Annotated in this window: 17 protein-coding genes; 7 read left to right on the top strand and 10 right to left on the bottom strand. The window is 65.0% G+C overall.

The genetic code is table 11. The annotated features are described in order from the left end of the window. The first annotated feature begins 149 nt into the window (after nt 1-149). Complete coding sequence (locus KHN96_RS10150; protein WP_045787426.1) at nt 150-416, top strand: PepSY domain-containing protein; 267 nt, start codon at nt 150-152, stop codon at nt 414-416. A gap of 4 nt (nt 417-420) precedes the next feature. After that, a complete protein-coding gene (locus KHN96_RS10145) occupies nt 421-954 on the top strand; it encodes a cytochrome b/b6 domain-containing protein (protein WP_062738291.1) in 534 nt (177 codons plus the stop codon). Nucleotides 955-977: 23 nt separating this feature from the next. On the opposite strand, the gene KHN96_RS10140 is transcribed toward KHN96_RS10145, so the two are convergent. The 3 genes from KHN96_RS10140 to hemC are packed head-to-tail and all read right to left on the bottom strand — an operon-like array spanning nt 978 to nt 5,332. Then, entirely contained in the window at nt 978-2,171 is a 1,194-nt protein-coding gene (locus tag KHN96_RS10140) for a heme biosynthesis protein HemY (protein ID WP_062738290.1), read from the bottom strand. 2 nt (nt 2,172-2,173) lie between these two features. Further along, nucleotides 2,174-4,300 (bottom strand): fused uroporphyrinogen-III synthase HemD/membrane protein HemX, encoded by a 2,127-nt coding sequence (hemDX, locus tag KHN96_RS10135; protein WP_062738289.1) that lies wholly within the window; start codon nt 4,298-4,300, stop codon nt 2,174-2,176. Nucleotides 4,301-4,315: 15 nt separating this feature from the next. After that, the gene (gene hemC, locus KHN96_RS10130; protein ID WP_045787430.1) at nt 4,316-5,332 is read right to left on the bottom strand and encodes a hydroxymethylbilane synthase; all 1,017 of its coding nucleotides are present in this window, start codon (nt 5,330-5,332) and stop codon (nt 4,316-4,318) included. Between the two features lie 109 nt (nt 5,333-5,441). On the opposite strand from hemC, the gene ppc reads away from it, so the two are divergent. After that, the gene (ppc, locus tag KHN96_RS10125) at nt 5,442-8,453 is read left to right on the top strand and encodes a phosphoenolpyruvate carboxylase (RefSeq protein WP_062738288.1); all 3,012 of its coding nucleotides are present in this window, start codon (nt 5,442-5,444) and stop codon (nt 8,451-8,453) included. Nucleotides 8,454-8,456: 3 nt separating this feature from the next. Here ppc and KHN96_RS10120 read toward each other — a convergent pair whose 3' ends face one another. Beyond that, entirely contained in the window at nt 8,457-9,869 is a 1,413-nt protein-coding gene (locus KHN96_RS10120) for an MFS transporter (RefSeq protein WP_062738287.1), read from the bottom strand. A gap of 136 nt (nt 9,870-10,005) precedes the next feature. On the opposite strand from KHN96_RS10120, the gene KHN96_RS10115 reads away from it, so the two are divergent. Then, entirely contained in the window at nt 10,006-10,890 is an 885-nt protein-coding gene (locus tag KHN96_RS10115; protein ID WP_045787433.1) for a LysR family transcriptional regulator, read from the top strand. A 31-nt stretch (nt 10,891-10,921) separates the two neighbouring features. Here KHN96_RS10115 and KHN96_RS10110 read toward each other — a convergent pair whose 3' ends face one another. Continuing rightward, nucleotides 10,922-11,527 carry a ferritin-like domain-containing protein gene (locus tag KHN96_RS10110; RefSeq protein WP_062738286.1) on the bottom strand — a complete coding sequence of 202 codons (606 nt, stop codon included), beginning with the start codon at nt 11,525-11,527 and terminating at the stop codon, nt 10,922-10,924. Nucleotides 11,528-11,718: 191 nt separating this feature from the next. Here KHN96_RS10110 and KHN96_RS10105 point away from each other — a divergent pair, with 191 nt between their 5' ends. The 3 genes from KHN96_RS10105 (at nt 11,719) to argH (ending at nt 14,605) form a co-directional block, all read left to right on the top strand. Further along, the gene (locus tag KHN96_RS10105) at nt 11,719-12,366 is read left to right on the top strand and encodes an RNA polymerase sigma factor (protein WP_062738285.1); all 648 of its coding nucleotides are present in this window, start codon (nt 11,719-11,721) and stop codon (nt 12,364-12,366) included. Continuing rightward, entirely contained in the window at nt 12,366-13,085 is a 720-nt protein-coding gene (locus KHN96_RS10100) for an anti-sigma factor (RefSeq protein WP_062738284.1), read from the top strand. Before KHN96_RS10105 ends, KHN96_RS10100 begins: the two co-directional genes overlap by 1 nt. A 104-nt stretch (nt 13,086-13,189) precedes the next feature. Further along, nucleotides 13,190-14,605: an argininosuccinate lyase gene (gene argH / locus KHN96_RS10095; RefSeq protein WP_115043858.1), complete on the top strand. Its 1,416-nt coding sequence runs from the start codon at nt 13,190-13,192 to the stop codon at nt 14,603-14,605. A 76-nt stretch (nt 14,606-14,681) separates the two neighbouring features. On the opposite strand, the gene KHN96_RS10090 is transcribed toward argH, so the two are convergent. From KHN96_RS10090 to KHN96_RS10070, 5 genes are all read right to left on the bottom strand, one after another. Then, complete coding sequence (locus tag KHN96_RS10090) at nt 14,682-18,395, bottom strand: SIR2 family NAD-dependent protein deacylase (RefSeq protein WP_115077073.1); 3,714 nt, start codon at nt 18,393-18,395, stop codon at nt 14,682-14,684. A gap of 242 nt (nt 18,396-18,637) precedes the next feature. Continuing rightward, nucleotides 18,638-20,917 (bottom strand): arginine/lysine/ornithine decarboxylase, encoded by a 2,280-nt coding sequence (locus tag KHN96_RS10085; protein ID WP_045787438.1) that lies wholly within the window; start codon nt 20,915-20,917, stop codon nt 18,638-18,640. A 55-nt stretch (nt 20,918-20,972) separates the two neighbouring features. After that, nucleotides 20,973-21,539 carry a dCTP deaminase gene (dcd, locus tag KHN96_RS10080; protein WP_045787439.1) on the bottom strand — a complete coding sequence of 189 codons (567 nt, stop codon included), beginning with the start codon at nt 21,537-21,539 and terminating at the stop codon, nt 20,973-20,975. Between the two features lie 173 nt (nt 21,540-21,712). Next, entirely contained in the window at nt 21,713-22,588 is an 876-nt protein-coding gene (locus tag KHN96_RS10075; RefSeq protein ID WP_045787440.1) for a formate dehydrogenase accessory sulfurtransferase FdhD, read from the bottom strand. A 91-nt stretch (nt 22,589-22,679) separates the two neighbouring features. Then, the gene (locus tag KHN96_RS10070; protein WP_045787441.1) at nt 22,680-23,222 is read right to left on the bottom strand and encodes a superoxide dismutase family protein; all 543 of its coding nucleotides are present in this window, start codon (nt 23,220-23,222) and stop codon (nt 22,680-22,682) included. Nucleotides 23,223-23,238: the final 16 nt, after the last annotated feature.

Raw genomic sequence — 23,238 nt, 5'->3', positions numbered from 1 at the left:
AGATCCGCGCCACCGCCTCACGATAGCGGTGGCGCGTCTTCCTTTCCATCGCATTACAGCGCCGCCGCCCCTGGCGGAAATCCCGTATTGCGAATCATTCTCGACTGGCCCAGACTGCGTTCTCCCTGAACCCTCAACGAGGAGACCGCATGCTGAAGATCACCGTCGCGGCCCTGGCCATTGCCTGCTCCACCAGCGCGCTGGCCAGCGCCAAGTGCGCCAAGCACCCGAAGAACGAATGGATGCCCGAGGCCGAAGCGCAGGCCAAGATCAAGGCCGAGGGCTACAACATCAAGAAGTTCAAGGTCGACGGCAACTGCTACGAAATCTACGGCACCAACAAGGACGGCAAGAAAGTCGAGATCTACTACGACACCAAGACCCTGGAAGTCGTGAAATCCGAGATCGAGAAATAAGGCCGTGACGCAGGAATCGCCCACGCCCGCGCCGGCGTGGGATGCCGTCGTCCGCCTCACGCATTGGAGCGTGGCGGCACTGGTGCTGTGGAATCTGTTTGAAGATTCGGGCGGCCCCTTGCACCGCAATCTCGGCTATGCCGCTGCCGCGCTGGTCGCGGCGCGGCTGGTGTGGGGTGTGGTAGGCAGCCGGAACGCACGGTTTGCCGCATGGTGGCCGCGCGTATCGACGTTGCGCGGCTATCTTGCCTCGCTGCGCACGCGCACCCCGATGAAGTTCGCCAGCCACAACCCGCTCGGCGCGCTGGGGATGCTGGCAATGTGGGGCCTCGTCGCCGCGCTCACCGCCACGGGCTGGCTATCGCGCCTCGATGCATTCTGGGGCGAGGACTGGCCCATCGTTCTGCATGCCTGGGCCGCGTACGCGCTTCTGGCGCTGGTGGTGCTGCACGTGAGCGCAGCCATCGTCATGAGCGTAGTACACAAGGACAACCTCATCCTCGCAATGCTCACCGGCAAGAAGCGGCGCCACGACTGACGCACGCTCCGCACGCCGTCCGCCTATTTGACGGCCAGCAAGGCACTCTGCCGGTAGTGGCGCTGGGCCTCTTCCAGCCGTTCGGTCTGCTCGTACATCTGCGCGAGCGCCAGATGCGCATGCGCGCACAGGTTGCCGGAATGGTCGGCATCGGCGTACTTCAAGGCCGCGTCCAGGTTCGACTGGGCCTTGCCCCAGAGCTGCTCCTTGAAGCACAGCATGCCGAGCGTGTAGAACAGGTCGGCGTCCACGGGATGTTGCGCCAGCCATTTCTCGGCCTGCTGGATGAGCGGCAATGCCTTCCCGGGCACCGCGCAGTCGGCATAGCGGCGGATCAGGCGGCCGTCCCAGTGCGTCTTCAACCCGTCTTCGACAATGCGCTTGGCATCCTCGGTGCGGCCCAACTGCGCAAAGTACAGCGCGGCCTGGGACGCAATGCGCGGCGAGCGGCGTTCTTCGGTGGTCAACTCGCGCCAGAAGCTGTTGAGGGCATCGGCGTCATGGCGGCGCTCGGCCAGCAGCGTTTCGCACGCCATCTGCTTGAGACGCGCCGCCAGCACCGAGTGAATCGCGTTGCGCTTTTCCAGTGCGCGCGTTAGGCGCAGCACCTCGCTCCAGTTCTTCAGGTGCTGGTGCGCGCGCAGTGCGATGCGTTGCGCGTGAATCTGGCGCGCACCCTGCGATTGCAGTTGCGCGATCTTCTCGAGCGCGCCTTCCGCATCGCGCGCATCGACGAGCAGCTCGGCCATCGATACGAGCTTGGCCTGCTCGCGATCCGGCGAGACGACCTCGGCCATCCAGGCGTCGCGGCGCTCGGTTTCCTGCATGCGGTGTGCGGCACGAGCCCCGATCAGGGCCGCTGTCTCGCGTTGTGGCTCCCAGGCCTGCGCTTCGCGCGCAAGGCGCTCGGCGCGCCCAAAGCGGCCGGCAAACAGGCTTTCCATCGCTTCACGCAGCGCGGCGGACGCCTTCAGGATCCGGTTGCGCTCGCGGTAGGCGGCCGCCCGCGCCGGCATGCCCGCGACGTGATGAAACACCCGCATCAGCAGATGCAGCACCACGAACGTCAGCAGCAACGCCGCCAAGACGAAGTTGAGCGACATTTCCACCCGGTACGGCGGGTAGAAGAGCACCACGTTGCTCAGGTTCAGTTCGGTAAAGAGCGCCAGTCCGACAGCGGCGGCAAACAGGAGCGCGACCCAGAATACCCAGCGCATACTCACTCCTTGCCCTGGCCGCGCACGGCCGCCAGGCTCTCAGCCAGCGTCGGCACCTGCAGCGTGCCGACCGCGGCACGCACTTGCGTCAACTGGTTCTGGACCGCCGTCACCTGCGCCGACTTCGTGTCGAAATAGTGCGAGAGCAGCGTATCGGCGCGCGCCAGATCGGCACGGAAGACGGCGTCGTTGCGGGAAAGCAGCGCGAGGCGCGCGTTCATGAGCCGCAGCTTGAGGTTCTCGCGCAGGAACCACTCCTGGTCGGACGAGAGCAGCAACGCCTCGGGCTGGTCGACGCGGCGCACCTGCACGATCTGGCCGAGTTCACCGCGCACGTCGTCCCAGAGCCGGTACCACCAGGTGCGCACGCCGGCAGACCAGCCGGCAGCGGCCTGCTCAGACGCGCCGGGAGCCGATGCCGCAGCCGCGTGCGCCTTCGCATGTCCGGTGGATTTTGCTGCCGGCTCGCGCGGCCTCTCCTGCGCGGCACGTTCTGCATCCAGCGGCTGGGCCGAAGCCAGAACAGGCAGCGTATCGATCGCGTTGATGGCGTCGTCCAACCGCAGCGCCGCGCCCGACAGGTCGAGCGACGGCATCGCCTTGAGCTTGGCGATATCCCGCGAAACCGCGCGGCGCACGGCGTTGAACGGCGGCTTGTCGAGGGCAGCCAGACGCGCTTCGACGGCTTGCAGCGCAGTCAGCGCGCCCGCCGCATTGCCCGTCAACTGCAGTTGCTCCGCCGCGACCTCCAGTGAGCGTTGAATCTCGGCGCGCTGCCAGTCGTCGCGGTTGCGCAGCAGGTCTTGATTGGCTTGCTCGAGGGCAGTCTGCCGGTCGCGCGTTTCGGTCGTGCGGGCATCGAGCGCGCCGAACTTTTGCTGCAGTTGCGCGACGGCATCCTGGTCGGCACGCGAAAGCACGCGCATCTCCTGCGCCAGCGCTTCGTTCTGCTGCGCGCGCTGGCGGATGTCGCGTGCCAAGCGTTCGTTGCGCACCTGCAGCGCAGCCACCGCCACCACCACGATCACCAGCACCACCCAGATCAGCCAGCCGCCACGGCGCGGCGCATGGTTGACGGTCATGCTGGGCGCGAACGGTGCGGGAGCGGGGCTGGGTTTGTCCGCCGCCGGCGTGGCGCCCGATGTCGGGGCGGGTGCCGGCGCAGGAGCGGACGAGGGAACGGGAGTGTGCGTCACGGTGGATGAGGAAGAAGGAATGTTCGATTCTGCAGCGGCCGGCACGGGCACCGGTACCGACACGGGCCCGGCCCAGGCCAGCACGCTGGCGAGCAGGCGATCATCGCCGGCCCCGGTAAGGGTGACGTCGCGGAAACCCAGTGATTTCGCCTGTTCGACGATGCGCGCATGCGAAGCGAAGCATGGCGCGCCATGCAGCGTATCGAGGTCCGGCGGCGACAGGTTGGCGCGGGCCAGCTCATCGAGATTGCGAACGGCTTCTGAGCTGGTGAGCGTCCACGCGTGGCGACGCGAGAGCACGGCGCGCAACGCCAGCCACGCCGCGGCATCAGGCGCGGGCACACTGCGCCGATACGCCTCCACCGTGCGAACCGATGCGCCGGCTTCGCGCAGCTGATCGGCCAGCCATTCGCGCCCGCCGTTGCCGCGCACGATCAGCACCTCGCGGCCGTGCAGGGACGGCACGTCGAGCCGCCCATACAGCGCCTCCGAATCCTGCCGGGCATCGTCGGCGTGCGTGTCGGGTTGGATCACGCGATGCGCGGGCGGCGCAACGCCATGGGCGGCCAGTGCCTGGGCGCTCGCTGGTCCGACAACGGCCACCGGCACTTCCTGAGGCCACCGGTAGCCCTCGGGCATGGCAGCAAACGCCTGCTGCACGGCGTTTGGGCTGACAAATACAACGAGCGCATAGCGGGACGGGTCACCCAGCGCCGCGCGCAAGTCGTCCAGGTTCGGCGTCGGTGCGATGTCGAGCAGCGGGAACTGGTGCGTGCGCAAGCCGTGGCGCTCGAGCGCCGCCACCAGCATGGGCGCCTGCGCACGCGGGCGCGTGACCACCACGACAGGCGGATCGGCAGGAAGCTGGGCAGCGGGTGGCGCGCTGGAGGCGGGCGATGATGGCGACGAGTTCGGCGGCAATTGATCGTCCATGGCGAGCCGTTGGAATCAGGTGGCAGGCGGCGCGTCGGCGCCCAGCATGGCAAGGATGTCGCGCGCACCGCCGTCCAGCATCTGCCGGGCAACGCGCACGCCCAGCGCATCGGCTTCGGCCAGCGTGGCAGGTGCGGCTTCGCCGTCGGCGGCGAGCTTGCGGGTGCCGTCCTGCGAGGCAACGAAGGCGCGCAGGCGCAGCGTGCCGGCGTCCGACCACTGCGCAAACGCAGCCAGCGGCACCTGGCAAGAACCGCCCAGGATGCGCGAAACGGCACGCTCGGCCGTGACCGCCAGCGCTGTCGGCAGGTGATACAGAGGCGCCAGCCACGCTTGCACGTCGGCACGATCGGCGCGGATTTCGATGCCGAGTGCGCCCTGGCCTGCCGCGGGCAACGATTCTTCCGGCGCGATGATCGAGCGGATGCGATTGCCCAGACCGAGGCGCTTGAGCCCGGCCGCAGCCAGGATGATGGCCGCGTAATCGCCGCGATCCAGCTTGCCCAGGCGCGTGTCGAGGTTGCCCCGCAGCGGCCGGATTACCAAGTGCGGAAAGCGCGCGCGCAGCGAAGCCTCGCGGCGCAGGCTGGACGTGCCCACCACGGCGCCGGCCGGCAGCGATGCAAGGTCTGCGTAGTCGTTGGAGACGAAGGCGTCGCGCGGGTCTTCGCGCTCGAGGATGGTCGGCAGCGCAAAGCCCTGCGGCAGCTCCATCGGCACGTCCTTGAGCGAATGGACGGCCAGGTCGGCCCGCCCCTCGGCCAACGCGACTTCCAGCTCCTTCACGAACAAGCCTTTGCCCCCCACCTTGGCGAGCGAGCGGTCGAGGATCTGGTCGCCGCGCGTGGTCATGCCGAGGATGGACACGTCGCACGCGGGATAGTATTTTTGCAATGCAGCACGCACGTGTTCGGCCTGCCAAAGTGCAAGCCGGCTTTCGCGCGAGGCGATGACCAGCTTGGTCGGCGCCTGGGCTGCAGGAGTCGTTGCAAGCTGGGATTCGACGGGGGTCGGACGGGTGTTGGAAGACATGCGGCAATGGTAGCACGCAGCATTTTCGCGACAGCCCGACTATCACGTTGAAATGATGCCGAAAACGGTGCGCATCCAGCACCCTACCCATCCCATTCAGGAGACAGTAATGACGCAGCCCGCCGCGCGCCGCGCTTCCTCGCGCGCGACCCCCGCCCGCAAGGCATCCGCCGCCCCCGCCAAGCCGGCCAAGGCCACCAGGGCGGCCAAAGCCGCGACACCGCCGGTGGCCAAGGCCAATGGCGTGGACCAGGCCAACGGCACATCACTCGGTGCGCCATCGTTCGGGCCAGTCGCACGGCGCTCGTCTGGCAGTGCGGCGGCCAAGGACCAGCCGCTCAAGGAAGACATCCGCTTCCTCGGCCGCCTGCTGGGCGATGTGCTGCGCGAACAGGAAGGCGCCGCCGCCTTCGAAACCGTCGAGACCATCCGCCAGACCGCCGTACGCTTTCGCCGCGATGGCGACCGCCAGGCCGAGCAGGAACTCGACCGCCTGCTCAAGACGCTCTCGCGCGAGCAGACGAACTCCGTGGTGCGCGCGTTCAGCTATTTCTCGCACCTGGCCAACATTGCCGAAGACCAGCACCACAACCGCCGCCGCCGCGTGCATGCGCTGGCCGGCTCGCCGCCGCAGCCGGGCAGCCTGATGCGGGCGCTGCTGTCGGTGGCCGATGAAGGGGTGTCTGGCGAGACGCTGCGCCGGTTCTTTGATGCCGCGCTGATCGTGCCGGTGCTCACTGCGCACCCGACCGAGGTGCAGCGCAAGAGCATTCTCGATGCGCAGCGCGAGATTGCGCGCCTGCTGGCCGAACGCGACACGCCGCTCACGACGCGCGAGCGCGAACGCAACACGACGCTGCTGCGCGCGCACGTGACCAAGCTGTGGCAGACGCGCATGCTGCGCACCACGCGCCTGATGGTGGCCGACGAGATCGAAAACGCGCTGTCGTACTACCAGACAACGTTCCTGCGCGAGATTCCCGCGCTGTACCGCGAGCTCGAAGAGGATCTGGCGACCGTCTTCCCGCGCCGCGGCGCCCGTGGCGCGCCGGCTCCGCTGCCCGCCTTCTTCCAGATGGGCTCGTGGATCGGCGGCGACCGCGACGGCAACCCGTTCGTCACGGCAGAAACGCTGCGCTACGCCGCCCGCAAGCAGGCGAGCGTGATCCTCGCGTGGTACCTGGAAGAGATCCACGCACTGGGCGCCGAGCTGTCGATGTCAACGTCGCAGGTCGATGTAAGCGCCGAACTGCTGGCGCTGGCAGAGCAATCGCCCGACCGCTCCGAGCATCGCGCGGACGAGCCCTACCGCCGCGCGCTGATCGGCGTCTACGCCCGGCTGGCTGCCACGTGCCGCGAGCTGACTGGCGAAGACGCAGGCCGCCATGCCGTGGGCCCGGCACCCGCCTATGCCAGCGCGGAGGAACTGCGCGCCGACATCCAGACCGTCATCGATTCGCTGGCCGCGCACCACGGCGAGGCGCTGGCAGATGCGCGCCTGAGCTCGCTGGCGCGCGCGATCGATGTGTTCGGCTTCCACCTGTCTTCGATCGACTTGCGGCAGGTGTCGGACGTGCACGAAGCGACCGTCGCCGAATTGCTCAAGGTCGCGGGCGTGGAAAGCGCGTACGCGGCGCTGTCCGAAGCCGAGAAGCGCACGCTGCTGCTGCGCGAGCTGCAACAGCCGCGCCTGCTGACGCTGCCGTTCCATACGTACAGCGAGCAGACCACGTCGGAGCTCGACATCTTCCGTGCCGCGCGCGAGGTGCGGGCCCGCTACGGCAACCGCATCGTGCGCAACTACATCATCTCGCACACCGAGACGCTGTCCGACCTGCTCGAAGTGATGCTGCTGCAGAAGGAAGCCGGCATGTTCCGCACGGGCGCCGAGGGTGCAGGCGCAGGGCTGGACGTGATGGTGATCCCGCTGTTCGAAACCATTGAAGACTTGCGCAACGCCCCGGAGATCATGGGCGAGCTGCTGGCCCTGCCCGGCTTCGATGCGGTGCTGGCCGCGCAGGGCAACGAGCAGGAGGTCATGCTCGGCTATTCCGACTCCAACAAGGACGGCGGTTTCCTCACCTCCAACTGGGAGTTGTACAAGGCAGAACTCGCCCTCGTGGAGCTGTTCGAGCGCAAGGGCGTGCGCCTGCGCCTGTTCCACGGCCGCGGCGGCACGGTGGGCCGAGGCGGCGGCCCGACTTACCAGGCCATCCTGTCGCAGCCGCCAGGCACCGTGAACGGTCAGATCCGCCTGACCGAACAGGGCGAAATCATCTCCAGCAAGTTCGCCAACCCCGAGATCGGCCGGCGCAACCTGGAGACCATCGTCGCCGCCACGCTGGAAGCGACGCTGCTGCCTACGCGCAACCGCCCCAAGGGCCTGGAAGAGTTCGAAGCCGCCATGCAGGCGCTGTCGGACAACGCCTTTGCCGCATACCGGAACCTCGTCTACGAAACGCCGGGCTTCAAGGACTACTTCTTCGCCACCACGCCCATCACCGAGATTGCCGACCTGAACCTCGGTTCGCGCCCGGCCTCGCGCAAGCTGATGGACAAGAAGCATCGTCGCATCGAAGACCTGCGCGCGATTCCGTGGGGCTTCTCGTGGGGCCAGTGCCGCCTGCTGCTGCCGGGCTGGTTCGGCTTTGGCAGCGCCGTGCAGCAGTGGCTGGACGCCGCCGGCAGCGCCCGGGCCCGCGCGGCACGCCTGGCCACGCTCAAGCGCATGTACAAGCAGTGGCCGTTCTTTGCGAACCTGCTGTCGAACATGGACATGGTGTTGTCCAAGGCGGACCTCAACGTGGCCTCGCGTTATGCGCAGCTGTGCGAGGACCGCAAGCTGCGCAACGCGGTGTTCTCGCGCATCTCGGCGGAGTTCACGTTGACCGAGCAGATGCTGGCCGCCATCACGGGGCAATCGGAGCGCCTGGCCGACAACCCGCTGCTCGCGCGCTCCATCAAAAACCGCTTCCCCTACCTGGACCCGCTGAACCACTTGCAGGTCGAACTGCTCAAGCGGTTCCGCTCGGGCAAGGCCGGCAGCGACGATGCACGCGTGCGCCGCGGCATCCACCTGTCGATCAACGGGATCGCGGCCGGGCTGCGCAATAGCGGCTGACGCTCAGGCCAGCGCGGTGGCGGCGGGGCGGCGGCTGATCCACGCCATCGCCATCGCGCCGGCGTAGGACAGCGTCATTAGCCCAAACACGGTGGGCGCGGCGCGCGCGACGTCGGGCACCACCGTCACGACGGCGCCGGCCGCCGCCACGCCCAGCAGGCTGCCGGTCTGCCGCGCCGCATTGAGCAGGCCCGACGCCGTGCCGGCGAGCTCGCCCGGTGCGGCGGACAGGATGGTCGAGGTCATCGGTGCAATGGCGAGCGCGGTGCCGCCGCCGTACGCCACCATCGTCGCGCTGGCGAGCCACAGTGGCGCGTGCCCGCTCAGCGCGGCCGATGTCGCCATCAGGCCCAACGCGGCGATCAGCAGGCCGCTGAGCATCATGCTGTACGCAGAGAACCGCCCCATCAGCTTGCCCGCAGAGATGTTGCCCGCAGACAGGCTGATCGCCATCGGCAGCATGACGAGACCGGTCTGGCGCGCGCTCAGGTGCTCCGCGTTCTGCAAATGCAGGCTCAACACGAACAGCGCGCCGAAATAGCCGAAGTTCAGCAGGAAGCCCATGCCGTTGACGGCACCCAGCGTGCGGTGCGCAAACCACGCCAGCGGCACCAGCGGGGCAGGCGCGCGGCGTTCGGCCATGACGAACAGCGCGCCGGCCGCCAGCGTCAACAGCGCAGCGCCCCACACCCACGGCGACTGCCCGCCGCGCACCGGCCACTCGATGGCCGCGAAGCACAGCGCCGCGAGCATCACCGCGCTGGTGACCTGCCCTGCCCAATCGAAGGGCCGGGCACGCACCGGCTGGACCTCGCGCACGATCACCCACGTGCCGAGCATGCCCGCCACGCCCAGCGGCACGTTGATGAGGAACGCGCTGCGCCAGCCGTACGTATCGACAAGAATGCCGCCGAGCGCCGGCCCCACCGCCGCCGCAGTCGCGACGATGGCGCCCCACAGGCCGATGGCCCAGGCGCGCTCGCGCGGGTCTTCAAAGGTGCTGCGGATCAGCGACAGCGAGCTCGGCAGGAACATCGCCGCGCCCACACCCTGCAGGATGCGCGCGGCGATCAGCGTGGCAACCGAAGGCGCCAGCCCGCAGCCGGCCGACGCCACGATGAACACGGCCATGCCGGCCATGAACACCGTGCGCGCGCCGATACGGTCGCTGAGCAGGCCCCCGGTGAGGATGAACGCGGCAAACGCCAGCGTGTAAGCGTCGACGATCCAGGCAAGTTCGGCGACGCTGCTGTGCAGGCTGTCGCGCATGGCGATGAGGGCCACGTTGACCACGGTCGTATCGAGCACGGCCATGAACACACCCGACGTAAGGATGCCCAGCGTGGCATTGCGGCGCCAGCGGCTGAGGTCGGGCCGCTGAGGAGCACACAATGCGTGGGCGTTGCAAGAAGACATGACGGAATCCTTCGGCAATCTTGGCAAGTTCATGCGCCGAAGTGTAGGCTTGGCAGGGCATGCAAAAAAGCAGTGTTTTTGCATCACTCCGCTGCAAATCTGCATCACCCAGACTACGAAGACCAGGAGCCGAACCATGAACTGGGACAACGCCCGCTTTTTCCTGGCTGTGGCGCGCACCGGCACGCTGCGCGGCGCGGCACAGCGGCTGTGCGTCGATCAGGCCACGGTCGGCCGCCGCGTTGCGGGACTGGAAGAAGAGCTGTCGGCCAAGTTGTTCCTGCGGACATCCACCGCGCTGGTTCTGACGCCCGCCGGCGAGGCGCTGCTGGCCCCGGCCGAGGCGATGGAGCAAGCCGCGCACGCCATCGAGCGCCGCGTGGCCGGCATCGACGCGCAGCTCGCCGGCACCATCCGCGTGGCCACCACCGACACCATGGCCGCCACCTTCGTGCTGCCGGCCATTGCGCAGTTGCGGCAGCGGCATCCGGGTATCGACGTGGTGTGCATGGCCTCCAAGAGCATCGCCAACCTCACCAAGCGCGAGGCCGACGTGGCGGTGCGCACGCTGCGCCCGGACGCGCCCGACCTCATCGCCCGGCGTATCGGACACATGGAAACGGGCGTCTACGCAAGCCGAGGCTACGTCGCCGCGCGCGGCGAGCCCGAAGAGGGAAGCGCCTTTGCGGGCCACGACCTCGTGCTTTACCCGCGCAACGAAGTGCCATGGATGTGGGACGACCTCTGCGGCGAGCCCATCACGCGCGGCCGGGTCGTGCTGCAGAGCAATTCGGCGACCGCACTCATCGAGGCGGTAGCCGCGGGCATGGGGATCACCGAACTGGTATGCCGCCGTGCCGAGGCCTATCCGCAACTCGTGCGTGTTCTGCCGAACCGCCGCAGCATGCAGGACGTGTGGCTCGTCACGCATGCCGATCTGCACAAGACCGCGCGCATCCGGGCGCTGATGGAGTGCATCGTCGAGGCCTTCGACGCGCTCAAGAAGACGGCTGCGCCGTAACGGGCCCGGTGGCGCAGCGGCGCAATCTGGGCTAACTGATGAAAGCGACCGGCACCGGATCCTCGCCGAGCGCCGACAGCAGCACCGCCCAGTGCATGGCTTCGTCGCCCATGATGCTGGCCGCAGCCTTGGTCAGCTCACGCGTATGGAAATTGGGCATCACGCCCATGTAGGCGGACGTCGCGCCCTTCTCGAGCCCGGCGGCAAAGCGCAGGACATCGGCCTGCGTCTTCAACTGGCTGATCGGGAAGTTGTATTCCGACACCTTCTTGTCCATGACCGGCGTGCCACCCAGCTTGGAAACGGTGTCCGCGAGCACGGCGGCGTGCGCCTTGTGATGGCCCTGGAACTTCACCGCCGTCGCCAGCACCGGCTTTTGCAGCAGCCCGCTCTCCGCCCCCACCTGGTATGCGGCGATGGCTTGGTACTCCAGCCCGAGCGCCACGTTGAGGATGTTGATGTCGTCTTTCACGCTGCCCGACTGCGTCTGCGCCCAGGCTGGCATCGAGCGCCCCAGCGTCACCGCCGCCAGCGAACCGAGCGCCATCAGCCCCGGCGCGCGCAGCAGTACGCGGCGGCGTGCGTCCATGCGCGGTGTATCGGTATCGAGCAGATCCCGCTCTTTCGTCGTATCCATGGTTGGACTCCTGTGCTTTCGTGGAGGAAGCGGCCCACGGGATGCGGGCCGGCGGCGTTTTATCCACCGCCTGCCCGCTTATACGGAGCGCAGTCGCCACTGGATGCAAAACCTCCCGACCTCATCGTGAATTGCCCCACGACGCCGGATTCTTCCTACACTTCGTGCAGGACACACCACAACGCCGCCCCGTGCTCACCTTCCAGCGCACCGCCGCAGACCACGCAGCCGAAAACGCCAGCGCACCAGCGGCGGCCGCAACCGGACGCCCGCAGGGAAGCGAGGCCGACGAACTGGCCGCCCTGCTGCAGCGCATCGGCCTGGGCGAGCGCGATGCGCTGCGTGCGCTCTATGCGCGATGCGCGCCGAAACTGTTCGGGCTCGCGCTGCGTATCTTGGTCAGGAAGGATTGGGCCGAGGACGTCTTGCAGGAAAGTTTCGTCAACATCTGGCGCCACGCCGGCGACTACCGCCCGCACTTGGCCGCCCCCATGACGTGGATGACCACCATCGTGCGCAACCGCGCGCTGGACTGCCTGCGCCGCCAGCATGCAGAGCGGGTGCAGGAATCCGTACCGCTGGATGCGTCGTACGCCGACGTACTGGCCGATCACGCGCCCGGTCCGGCTGACCTCGCGCTCGCTGGCCAGCAGGCACGGGCGCTCGCGGAATGCCTGAAGCGCCTGGACCCGCGGCAGCGTGAAGTCGTCACGCTGGCCTATCTGCGCGACCTGTCGCACACCGAGCTGGCCCAGGCACTCTCATTGCCGCTGGGCACCGTCAAATCGTGGATGCGGCGCAGCCTGGACCGCCTGCGCGCATGCCTCGGAGCGCCGTGATGGACCCTCGCCGCCACCCCGATCTCGTCGACAAGCTGGCCGCCGAATATGCGGTGGGCACGCTACGCGCGGGCGCCAGGCGGCGCTTCGAGCAGATCATTCGCCGTGACGACGCCGTGCGCGCGACTGTGGAGCGCTGGCAGCGCTATCTGGCGGATCTGCCGGCGCTGCAGCCCGCCACCGCGCCGCTGCCCGAGATTCTCTGCCGCGTGGAAGTGCAACTGGGCTGGCGCGACCCTCCACCGGCGCGCGAGCGATGGTGGCAACGGCTTTGGCAGGGCACGGGCTTCTGGCGCGCAGCGACGGCCGCCGCCGCGCTGGTCGCCGTCGTGGCCGTCGGGCTGAACCTGCGGCTGGCGCAGCAGTTGCGCGAGGCGCCCATTGCCGACGCTGTCGCCGTGCTGCAGGACGCACAGGCGCAGGCGGCCGTGCTCGTCACGTGGGACGCCCGGACCGGCATCCTGTCGCTCAAGCGACTCGACGCCACGCCGCTTTCCGGCGAGCAGGCCTTGCAGCTGTGGGCCCTGCCGCCCGGCGGGCATCCGCAGTCACTTGGGGTGATCGGGCACCAGCGCGCCGTCCGCTTGACGGTGCTGCAGCCGTTGCGGCAAGTCCCGGCCCTCGCCATCAGCGTGGAACCGCGTGGAGGCTCGCCCAATCCGGAGGGGCCGACGGGGCCGGTGGTCTTCAAGGGGGCGCTGATCGGCAGCACGCTGTAGGCACCCCAGCGGGCGGCCGGGAGACCCGGCGGGCGATATAATCGCGGTTTCCTGAATTTGCAGCCGAAGCGTTTGCCTGGCCGCCCTCCTCCCGCAGTCCGCCCATGACCTCCCAACTCGCCAAGAAGGCCGAAGCGTGGTCCGCCCGCTTTAACGAGCCGATGTCCGACCTCGTCAAGCGCTATACCGCGTCGGTGTTCTTCGACAAGCGCCTCGCGCTGTTCGACATCCAGGGCTCGCTCGCGCATGCGGCCATGCTCGCCAGGCAGGGCATCATCGCCGAAGCCGATCGCGCCGCCATCGAACAGGGCATGGCGCAGATCCGCCAGGAGATCGAATCCGGCGCGTTCGAGTGGAAGCTGGACCTGGAAGACGTGCATCTGAACATCGAAGCGCGCCTGACCGCGCTGGTGGGCGACGCCGGCAAGCGCCTGCACACGGGCCGCTCGCGCAACGACCAGGTCGCCACCGACATCCGCCTGTGGCTGCGCAGCGAGATCGACAACATCGTCGGTCTGCTCAAGGCCCTGCGCAGCGCGCTGCTGGACTTGGCGGAGCAACACACCAACACCATCGTCCCGGGCTTCACGCACCTGCAGGTCGCGCAACCGGTGGTGTTCGGCCACCACCTGCTGGCCTACGTCGAGATGTTCACGCGCGACACCGAGCGCATGCTCGACGCCCGCAAGCGCGTCAACCGCCTGCCGCTGGGCGCCGCCGCGCTGGCCGGCACGAGCTACCCGATCGACCGCGAATTCGTCGCCCAGCAACTCGGCTTTGACGGTGTGTGCCGCAACTCGCTCGACGCCGTATCGGACCGCGACTTCGCCATCGAATTCTGCGCCGCCGCCGCGCTCATCATGACGCACATCTCGCGCTTCTCTGAAGAGCTGGTGCTGTGGATGAGCCCGCGCGTGGGCTTCATCGACATTGCAGACCGCTTCTGCACCGGCAGCTCGATCATGCCGCAGAAGAAGAACCCCGACGTGCCCGAACTCGCACGCGGCAAGACGGGACGCGTCAACGGCCACCTGATCGGGCTGCTGACGCTGATGAAGGGCCAGCCGCTGGCGTACAACAAGGACAACCAGGAAGACAAGGAACCGCTGTTCGACACCGTCGATACCGTGGTCGACACGCTGCGCATCTTTGCCGACATGGTGTCGGGCATCACTGTCAAGGCCGACGCCATGCGTGCCGCCGCGTTGCAGGGCTATGCCACCGCCACAGACCTCGCCGACTACCTCGTCAAGCGCGGCCTCCCCTTCCGCGATGCGCACGAAGCCGTGGCCCACGCCGTGCGCGCCTGCGACGACCTGCGCTGCGACCTGGCCGACTTGAGCGTTGCGCAGCTGCGCGACATCAGCGGCCTGGGCGACAAGGCCGATCTGATCAGCGACGATGTGCACGCCGTGCTGACGCTGGAAGGTTCGGTCGCTTCGCGCAACCACATCGGCGGGACCGCGCCGGAGCAGGTGAAGCAGGCCATTGCGTTTGCACGGGCTGCGCTGGCTGAATAAGCTGCGCAACGCTCCAAACAAAAACGCCGCGCAATCTCTGCGCGGCGTCTTGTTTTTGTCGCTGCCGTGCACCACCTCAACGATCTGAATTCAATGCGAATCGCACCTCAGGTAGAGGATCCGCTTTGGACAGCGCAACGAGTTCCTTTAATTCCCGATTGTCCTCAAATCTTTGGGCAAGCGCCCTCGCCAACCTCACACACTCGGCTCTTATAGTTGACGCGGTAACAGCTTCCTCCCCTCCTGGTTCGACGTTCTTGTAATCAACCGCTCGAAAAATGTCCGGCACGACATCGGAAAGTGTTGTGCATTGATCGTCCGTCAAACAATCGCCAGCAAACAATTGCCTTGCGAGCCAAAGGAGCTGGTGCAACGCGATCGTGCGGCCGGACTCTATGATGCCAATTGCCATGGACGTAAGCTTCGTGAACTCTGGCGAGGAAGCTGATTCCTTCATACCCATCCAGCAATGCAATGCTAATGCCCCATAGCGGAGTTGAACCGGATCCCGCCCACGCAATGCAGATGCGATCGCTTTCTCCACAATCTTGATTGACCGCATATCTGCGGCCAAGAAGTAGACGAAACCCGGAAGCGCCGTTCTAGCTCCGTCTACTTCCGAATAGAAGTCCATCAGTTTTTGAAGCCGAGATGCAGTTCTTTCCTCGCTCGCCAGCGCCGGGACGATTGAAAATGCGAGCGCACGACCGATGCTTTTCGCAAGCGGCCTCCTCTGGTCTCCGAAGAAACTCTCGAGGTCATCTTGCCTGGAAGCGGGTCGCCAAGAAGTAAGGCGCTCGAATAGAGCGAGGGCTTGGGCTGCGGTCGGGAGCAGATCGATTAAATCATTTGCTGCGGCATTCGCCATCCCGTCGTATATCAACACAGCCGAGCTAATCTCCGGCGAAGGATGGCTGCGAAGTTCCTTCTGAGTATCCTCTTGAATTCCCGGTCCGTGCTCATACAGATGCGACCGAAGAAGCGCCTCCACCCGCCCTACATCTCTTGTCGGAAGGATCATAAGCGCATGTGGAAACAAACCAACATCAGGCAAGACAGCATATTCAGGAGCATCCCCCCATACCGCATCCGCAAGATCGTTACGTTCGTCCTGAGTTAGAAACCCAGGTTGACGAACTAGCGGAAGTAACCTGAGCAAGGGAGCGGCTCGAAAAGGTCCGGCAGCTCCTCGCACAGCACCTATCAATTCAGCGATGCGCTCGTCAATAGCGGAGGAGACTACGCGTTCTCCGGGATGTTCGACTACTGGATTTGGCCACCGATGGGTGTTTCTCGTGCCAATCTCTTGCGCGAGCGGGAATTTCAGCGCGACGGTCAGCACACTAGCTTGCTCGGATTCAGAAATGCTTGTAAGCGAATTGGTCAGCAGAGAGTCGAGAGCCGCGCTGAGCCACATATCCTGCATTTCCGGTTGCTCGCCTATCGACACCGCGAAGACGAAGATGTCCTTCGCTTGGGCGGGAGACACGCGGACTACCAGCCGCGCGAGGACCTCCATGAGAACGCGAAGCCGGGACAGGCTATCGCGTCTGTCGAGAGCCTTATTTCTCTCCCGCTGCCAATACTTGATGGCCGACAGAAGCCGAGAGACCAGTAGATCGACAGTACGTTGAGCGAAACAAGCTACATTGACACGCCCCAAAACGTCCTTGATCGCAGAAGAGTCCTCGCTGCTGGCAGAGCGTATTGCCAGACCAAGATCAAGGAGTTCATCACCCACGCCGCCATAACGCACGACGTGTGAAGCTCTGTCCGCCAACAGACCGACGTTAGCTCCACCACTTTCCATGCGCAACGGAATCCCGCAGATTCTGCTTAGCCCATCGAGTAGTAGGAAGTCAGAAATATCGTTGCCGTGCGAGGATTCCTGCGAACGATCTAGGTAGTGGCCTTGTGCGAATTGCGGTTCGATCGGATTTCGACGCTTGATATATTGTTCCCGGCGCTTCTCAACAGCGTCATCAAGCGAGTCCAGCCACGACCAGGGATCACATCGCCATTTTCGATAGTTACTTTCGACAAAAGGTGGCAATTCCTCGGACCTGCTCTGCCAACGACAGCGGCGCTCCGCTTCCATGAGCCAATGAGCCCAAAGCAATCGCGACATGATGGGAATCGACTGACGGTCCCGGCGATGGTTCTCACGCAAGTTCCCGTATGCCAATGCGAGCAATTTTCCCGCTTCCTCTGCACGCCCTAGGTCCATGAGCAACGCCGCCTTTCTCAGCCTCCAAACAGGGTCTTCTCCGGATATTTTTTCAACCAGCTCGGCTAGCCGATCATAGTCAAGCTGCTCTCGCGCCGAGAGCGCTTGGTGATAAGCCACCTCAGCAGTGCTGTCAGGGAGGTAGAACGCGCGTTTGTCCACTATAGCAATCAGAGCCTGAACACGCTGATCAACAGCGTGCTGTTGCTCTTCATCTTCCGGCAAAAGCCAGCGAGTATTATTGAGCAACGCCAGCGCAATCTCCGCCTGTTGACGCTCGCTGATGCCGCACGGCCGATCTTGCTGCGCCACTTCAAAAAGGGCGTCCACAAGCCAAGGTCGGATGTATTCCAATGCAGTACTGTGTCGCCAAGCAATCTCATACAGCAGACTCGCCCGGTCATCCGGTGCTAGGGCAGCCAAGTTTTCTGCATTCGGAAAAGGAGTGCTTACTTGGCCTACCAAACTTGAGCGCAACGAGGGGGGACATACCAACCAACCTGGATAAGATTTTCGATCCTCGCGCAATGTCTCCAACTGGCTAGCAAGCAGACGGGCGCCATACTCGGCATCACGGTATATGCGCGTGTGTTCTTCGTTACTTACCGAGCCGCCGTGCAAGCTGGTAGGCCGCCAGTCGTGAGGTTTGATCCGCAACTCCTCCGCGTTCCTCATTTCCTGTAGAAACTGCGAGATGGCTTCTTGATGACGAAGGTCTGGATCGCTGATATGCGCGACTGCCGCAAACAGGTCAACCGGCGCGATATTGATCGACTCGAGCTGTTTTCGACGCGCCGCTGATAGGTTCAAGGCACCGACGAGATAAATTTTTCGTGCATGATCGGCGAGATGGTCACGAACCCAGCCTGCCCATTGAAGGAAGTTGGGATCATCACCCGAAAATCCGAGTAGACAGAGTTCGTTTTCGATAAATACCTGTCGCGCCATGTTTACGAAAGGCGCAAAACGCTCCGGGTACGTGCGATAGTCTTCTTGCGCTGCGATGAAGGTGTCCGTAACGCCGATGGTCCCGTGGAGCTTCACGATGCGCGGCGAGGATGCCCAGGCAAGATCCGAAGTCTTCGTGACAGTGGTGTAATAAGGGCTGTGAATTTCCTCTGCCGCTCTCTCAAGTAAGGAATCCCAATTGGTCGTTAGAACTTCCGACCAGGGAAGGGTCAGGAGCGCCTGGTAGAGAGGCCCCATCCGCCAAGCTTTATCGTCGATCTCATTGCGGATTCTTTCATTGAGCGCTCCTTGTCCGAAATACGTTCGATACTCTTCGGCAACTCGCAGAGGATCAGTAAAGTTGAAGGTCGTTTCGTCTCCATACAGGTCCCGCGCCAGACTTCCTGTAAATTCGCCCCAGAGTGGAACCTTTTTCTCTCCGCCGACGTGAAGGGCCGCGCTCCGGGTGAACCCGGCTCCAACCATGATGGCAGCGCCGTGATGACGGGCATCCATGCGATGCAACGCTGAAGCAAGTTTCTTGATAGCCGGATAATCGCGAAGGTCAGTGATTTTTGTTCTTGTGGTCATAACAGAAGTGTCGGAGTGGCGCACGGACAGTCACTTTAACCTCCTTACAGTGCGTTTCGCCTGCGAGCAACCTAACGAGAGCGGCAGATGGGCTGATATTGATCCGTAGTGAAAAGCCTATTTTTTTGTGGCGTACGTTACTGACGTATAGCGGCAAAGGGCCGTACCGCAACGATAAGGGCCTGCAGTGTCCCTATCCGTCGAAAGCCCCAAACAAAAACGCCGCGCAATCTCTGCGCGGCGTTTTGTTTTTGTGCGGCTGGATCTCAGCGCACGCAGTCCACAAAGTACCCCATCTTGCCGTCGACTTCCTCTTCCACCAGCCCGTGGATGTCGGTCTCGAAGCCAGGGAACAGGCGGTTGAAGTCGCGCGCGAACTGCAGGTACTGCACGATCGTCTTGTTGAAGCGCTCGCCCGGAATCAGCAGCGGAATGCCCGGCGGATACGGCGTCAGCAGGATGGCGGTAATGCGGCCTTCCAGCTCGTCGATCGCCACGCGCTCAGTTTCGCGGTGCGCCATCTTGGCCCAGGCGTCGGACGGCTTCATCGCAGGCTCCATGTTGGACAAGTACATCTCGGTCGTCACGCGCGCGACATCGTTGGCCTGGTAGACGCTGTGGATGCTGTCGCACAGCTCGCGCAGGCCGATGCGCTCGTACTGCGGATACTGGCGCACGAACTCCGGCAACACGCGCCACAGCGGCTGGTTGTTGTCGTAGTCGTCCTTGAACTGCTGCAGCTCGGTCACCATCGAGTTCCAGCGGCCCTTGGTGATGCCGATGGTGAACATGATGAAAAACGAGTACAGGCCGGTCTTCTCGACGATGATGCCGTGCTCGGCCAAGTAGCGCGTAACGATGGCGGCCGGGATGCCCGAGTCGCTGAACTTGCCGTCCACGTCGAGGCCCGGGGTGATGATCGTGGCCTTGATCGGGTCGAGCAGGTTGAAGTCTTCGGCCAGGTTGCCGAAGCCGTGCCAGCGGTCGTTGGCCTTGAGCATCCAGGCTTCGCGATCTTCGATGCCTTCGTCGGACAGATCGTTCGGGCCCCAGACCTTGAACCACCAGTCGTCGCCGCGGCCGTTGCCGCCATTCGCGCCCAGGTATTCGTGCTCGACCTTGCGCATGGCGCGGCGGAAGTCCAGCGCTTCGGCAATGCTCTCCTCCACCAGCGCGGTGCCGCCCGGCGCTTCCATCATCGCCGCGGCCACGTCGCACGAGGCAATGATCGAGTACTGCGGGCTCGTCGACGTATGCATGAGATACGCCTCGTTGAAGCGGTACGTATCGAGCTTGCGCGTCTCGGAATCCTGCACGAGGATCTGCGACGCCTGCGACAGACCGGCCAGCAGCTTGTGCGTACTCTGTGTGGCAAACACCAGCGCGTCCTTGCTGCGCGCGCGGCCGTGGCCGATGGCGTGCATGTCGCGGTAGAACGGGTGGAAGGCGGCGTGCGGCAGCCAGGCCTCGTCAAAGTGCAGCGTGTCGATCTCGGTCGACAGCATGTGCTTGATGCGCTCGGCGTTGTAGAGCACGCCGTCGTACGTGCCCTGCGTGATGGTCAGGATGCGCGGCTTCTTGTTCTTGGCCTGGCTGGCGAAGGGGTGGTCGGCGATCTTCTTGGCGATCGTCTCCGGCTCGAACTCGCTCTGCGGAATCGGGCCGATGATGCCGTAGTGGTTGCGCGTCGGCATCAGGAACACGGGAATCGCGCCCGTCATCATGATCGCGTGCAGGATCGACTTGTGGCAGTTGCGGTCCACCACGACGATGTCGCCGGGGGCCACGTTGGCGTGCCAGACCATCTTGTTCGACGTGGACGTACCGTTGGTCACGAAGAACATGTGGTCCGAGCCGAAGATGCGCGCGGCATTGCGCTCCGATGCTGCTACCGGGCCCGTGTGGTCGAGCAGCTGGCCGAGCTCTTCCACTGCGTTGCAGACGTCGGCGCGCAGCATGTTCTCGCCGAAGAACTGGTGGAACACTTGGCCGACGGGGCTCTTGAGGAACGCCACGCCACCCGAGTGCCCCGGGCAGTGCCACGAATACGAGCTGTCCTGCGCGTAGTCGATCAGCGCCTTGAAGAACGGCGGCGGCAGTGAATCGAGATAGTTGCGCGCTTCGCGGATGATGTGCCGGGCCACGAACTCCGGCGTGTCCTCGAACATGTGGATGAAGCCGTGCAGCTCGCGCAGGACATCGTTGGGCAGGTGGCGCGAGGTGCGCGTCTCGCCGTACAGGAAGATCGGGATGTCGGCATTGCGGCGGCGCACTTCGGCCACGAAGGCGCGCAGGTTCTCGACCGCTTCCGGCTCCGGCTTGTCGCTGTCCGGGTTGATGAACTCGTCGTCGTCGATCGAGACGATGAAGGTCGACGCGCGGCTCGACTGTTGTGCAAACGACGTCAGGTCACCGTAGCTGGTGAGGCCCGTGACCTCCATCCCTTCCTGCTCGATGGCCTGGGCCAGCGCGCGAATGCCCGACCCGGAGACGTTCTCGGAGCGGAAGTCCTCGTCGATGATGATGACGGGAAAGCGGAATTTCATCGTGGTTCCTTAATGCAGAAAGGCACCGCTCCGTAGGTCGGAAACGGAGAGAAAACTAGGTCTTGGGAAGCGTCACGCCGTGCTGGCCCTGGTATTTGCCACCGCGGTCCTTGTACGAGGTTTCGCATTCCTCGTCGCTCTCGAAGAACAGCACCTGCGCGCAGCCCTCGCCGGCGTAGATCTTGGCGGGCAGGGGCGTCGTGTTCGAGAACTCCAGCGTCACGTAGCCTTCCCATTCGGGTTCGAACGGCGTCACGTTGACGATGATCCCGCAGCGCGCGTACGTGCTCTTGCCCAGACACACCGTCAGCACCGTGCGCGGGATGCGGAAGTACTCGACCGTGCGAGCGAGTGCGAAGGAGTTCGGCGGGATGATGCACACATCGCCCTTGAAGTCGACAAACGACTTCTCGTCGAAGTTCTTCGGATCGACGATGGTGCTGTTGATGTTGGTGAAGATCTTGAATTCGTCGGCGCAGCGGATGTCGTAGCCGTAGCTCGACGTGCCGTACGAGACGATGCGCCGGCCGTCTGCCTCGCGCACCTGACCGGGCTCGAACGGCTCGATCATGCCGTGCTGCTCGGCCATGCGGCGGATCCATTTGTCGGATTTGATGCTCATGGAGCGTCCAGATACCTTGGATGAACAAATGGGGGCAGCCTTCGCGGTGCGAAAACTGTCCCCATTTGGTCACGCCGGGTCGCAAGGTCGATGCCCGGTCCGCTTTGGAACGCGGATTGTACTCCCAAACCTGTGACGGAAAACCCCGGGCCGGGCGATGGCTTGCGCAGGGCTTACCCGCTGGAATTGACGGGCTGCGGCAGTTGGCCGCGCGCGCCGACCACCCCGGCCATCTCCGGTTCGGCCACAAAGCGCTCCGGTCCGGTATAGAGCAGAAAATGCCGGCCGGTGCATCGCGCAAACAGCGTGAGGTTCACCCGCTGTGCCATCTGGTAGCCCATCTGTGTGACACCCGAGCGCGACAGCAGGAACGGGATGCCCATCTGCGCGCCCTTGATGACCATTTCGGAGGTCAGGCGCCCGGTGGTGTAGAAGATCTTGTCGCCGCCTTCCATGCCGTCGAGCCACATGCGGCCGGCAATCGCGTCCACGGCATTGTGGCGGCCCACGTCTTCAATAAAGACGAGCAGCTCGCCGCGCGCATCGAACAGCGCGCAGCCATGCACGGAGCCCGCCTGCTTGTAGATCGACTGCTGCAGGCGGATGGTATCGACCACGCGGTACAGCGTTGTCTGCGTCATGCGCGCGTCGGGCCGCAGGTGGATGGCGTCCACTTCGTCCATCAGCGAGCCGAACACCGTGCCCTGCCCGCAGCCGGTCGTGACAGTGCGGCGCGCGGTCTTTTCGTCCAGGTCTGCAATGCCGGCGCGCGTGGTGACCGCCGCGGATTCGGTCTCCCAGTCGACCTGCACCGAGGCGATGTCCTCAATGCTTCCGATGAGGCGCTGGTTGCGCAGGTAGCCGAGCACCAGCGCCTCGGGGGCGGCGCCGAGCGTCATCAACGTCACGAGTTCGCGCTTGTCGAGGTAGACGGTGAGTGGCCGCTCGCCGGGAATGTGGACGGTGCGCGTACGGCCGAGCTCGTCGACGACGTCGACCTCATCGAGCAGCGGAACAGAAGCGTTGGTCAGGTAAGGGCGCAGCGGCATCGAATCGGGTTTCAAACAAAAATGCGCACGGCAGGCGTGCGCATTGGCATGCAGGCAATGCCCATCCGCAGATGGGCACGTGCTCCGGCGATCAGTTCGCCACGATCACGCCGCAGGCGATGCGCCCGCCGGAATTGCCGGTGGGCTGGGTCTTGTAGTCATCCTTGCCGGCATGCACGATCAGCGCATGGCCAACGAGGCTGGTCGGTCCCGGGGTCAGCGTCACGCCGGAGAGGACGATCGAGCCGACGGCCTTGCCGTTGGCGTCGGATTGGAGCATCGGGATGTCGCCGGCATGGTGCGCGCCGCTGCGCGGATCGCCATGCTGCTGGCCGGTCGGATTGAAGTGGCCGCCGGCGCTGTTGCCGTCCGGCGACGAGCAATCGCCCTTCTCGTGCACATGGAAACCGAACATGCCGTTGGCCGGCAGGCCCGAAATGTCCACGGCCATGGCAACCCGATTGTCGCCTTGTTGCACCAGCTTCACGCTGCCTTGCACGGTGCTGCCGCTCTTGGGCGCCAGCACGGCCGAAGCGGCCATGGCCGAGTCAGCCGTCCTGGCTGTCGAGCCGGTATTCGATGCACAGCCAGCCATCAGGCCCAGCACGGCAAGTCCAATCGCGAGTTGCTTCATGTGTCACCTCCAGTCA

Source organism: Ralstonia mannitolilytica, assembly GCF_905397375.1.
GTDB classification, from domain to species: Bacteria; Pseudomonadota; Gammaproteobacteria; order Burkholderiales; family Burkholderiaceae; genus Ralstonia; species Ralstonia mannitolilytica.
This window is presented reverse-complemented; position numbering and strand designations above follow the sequence as displayed.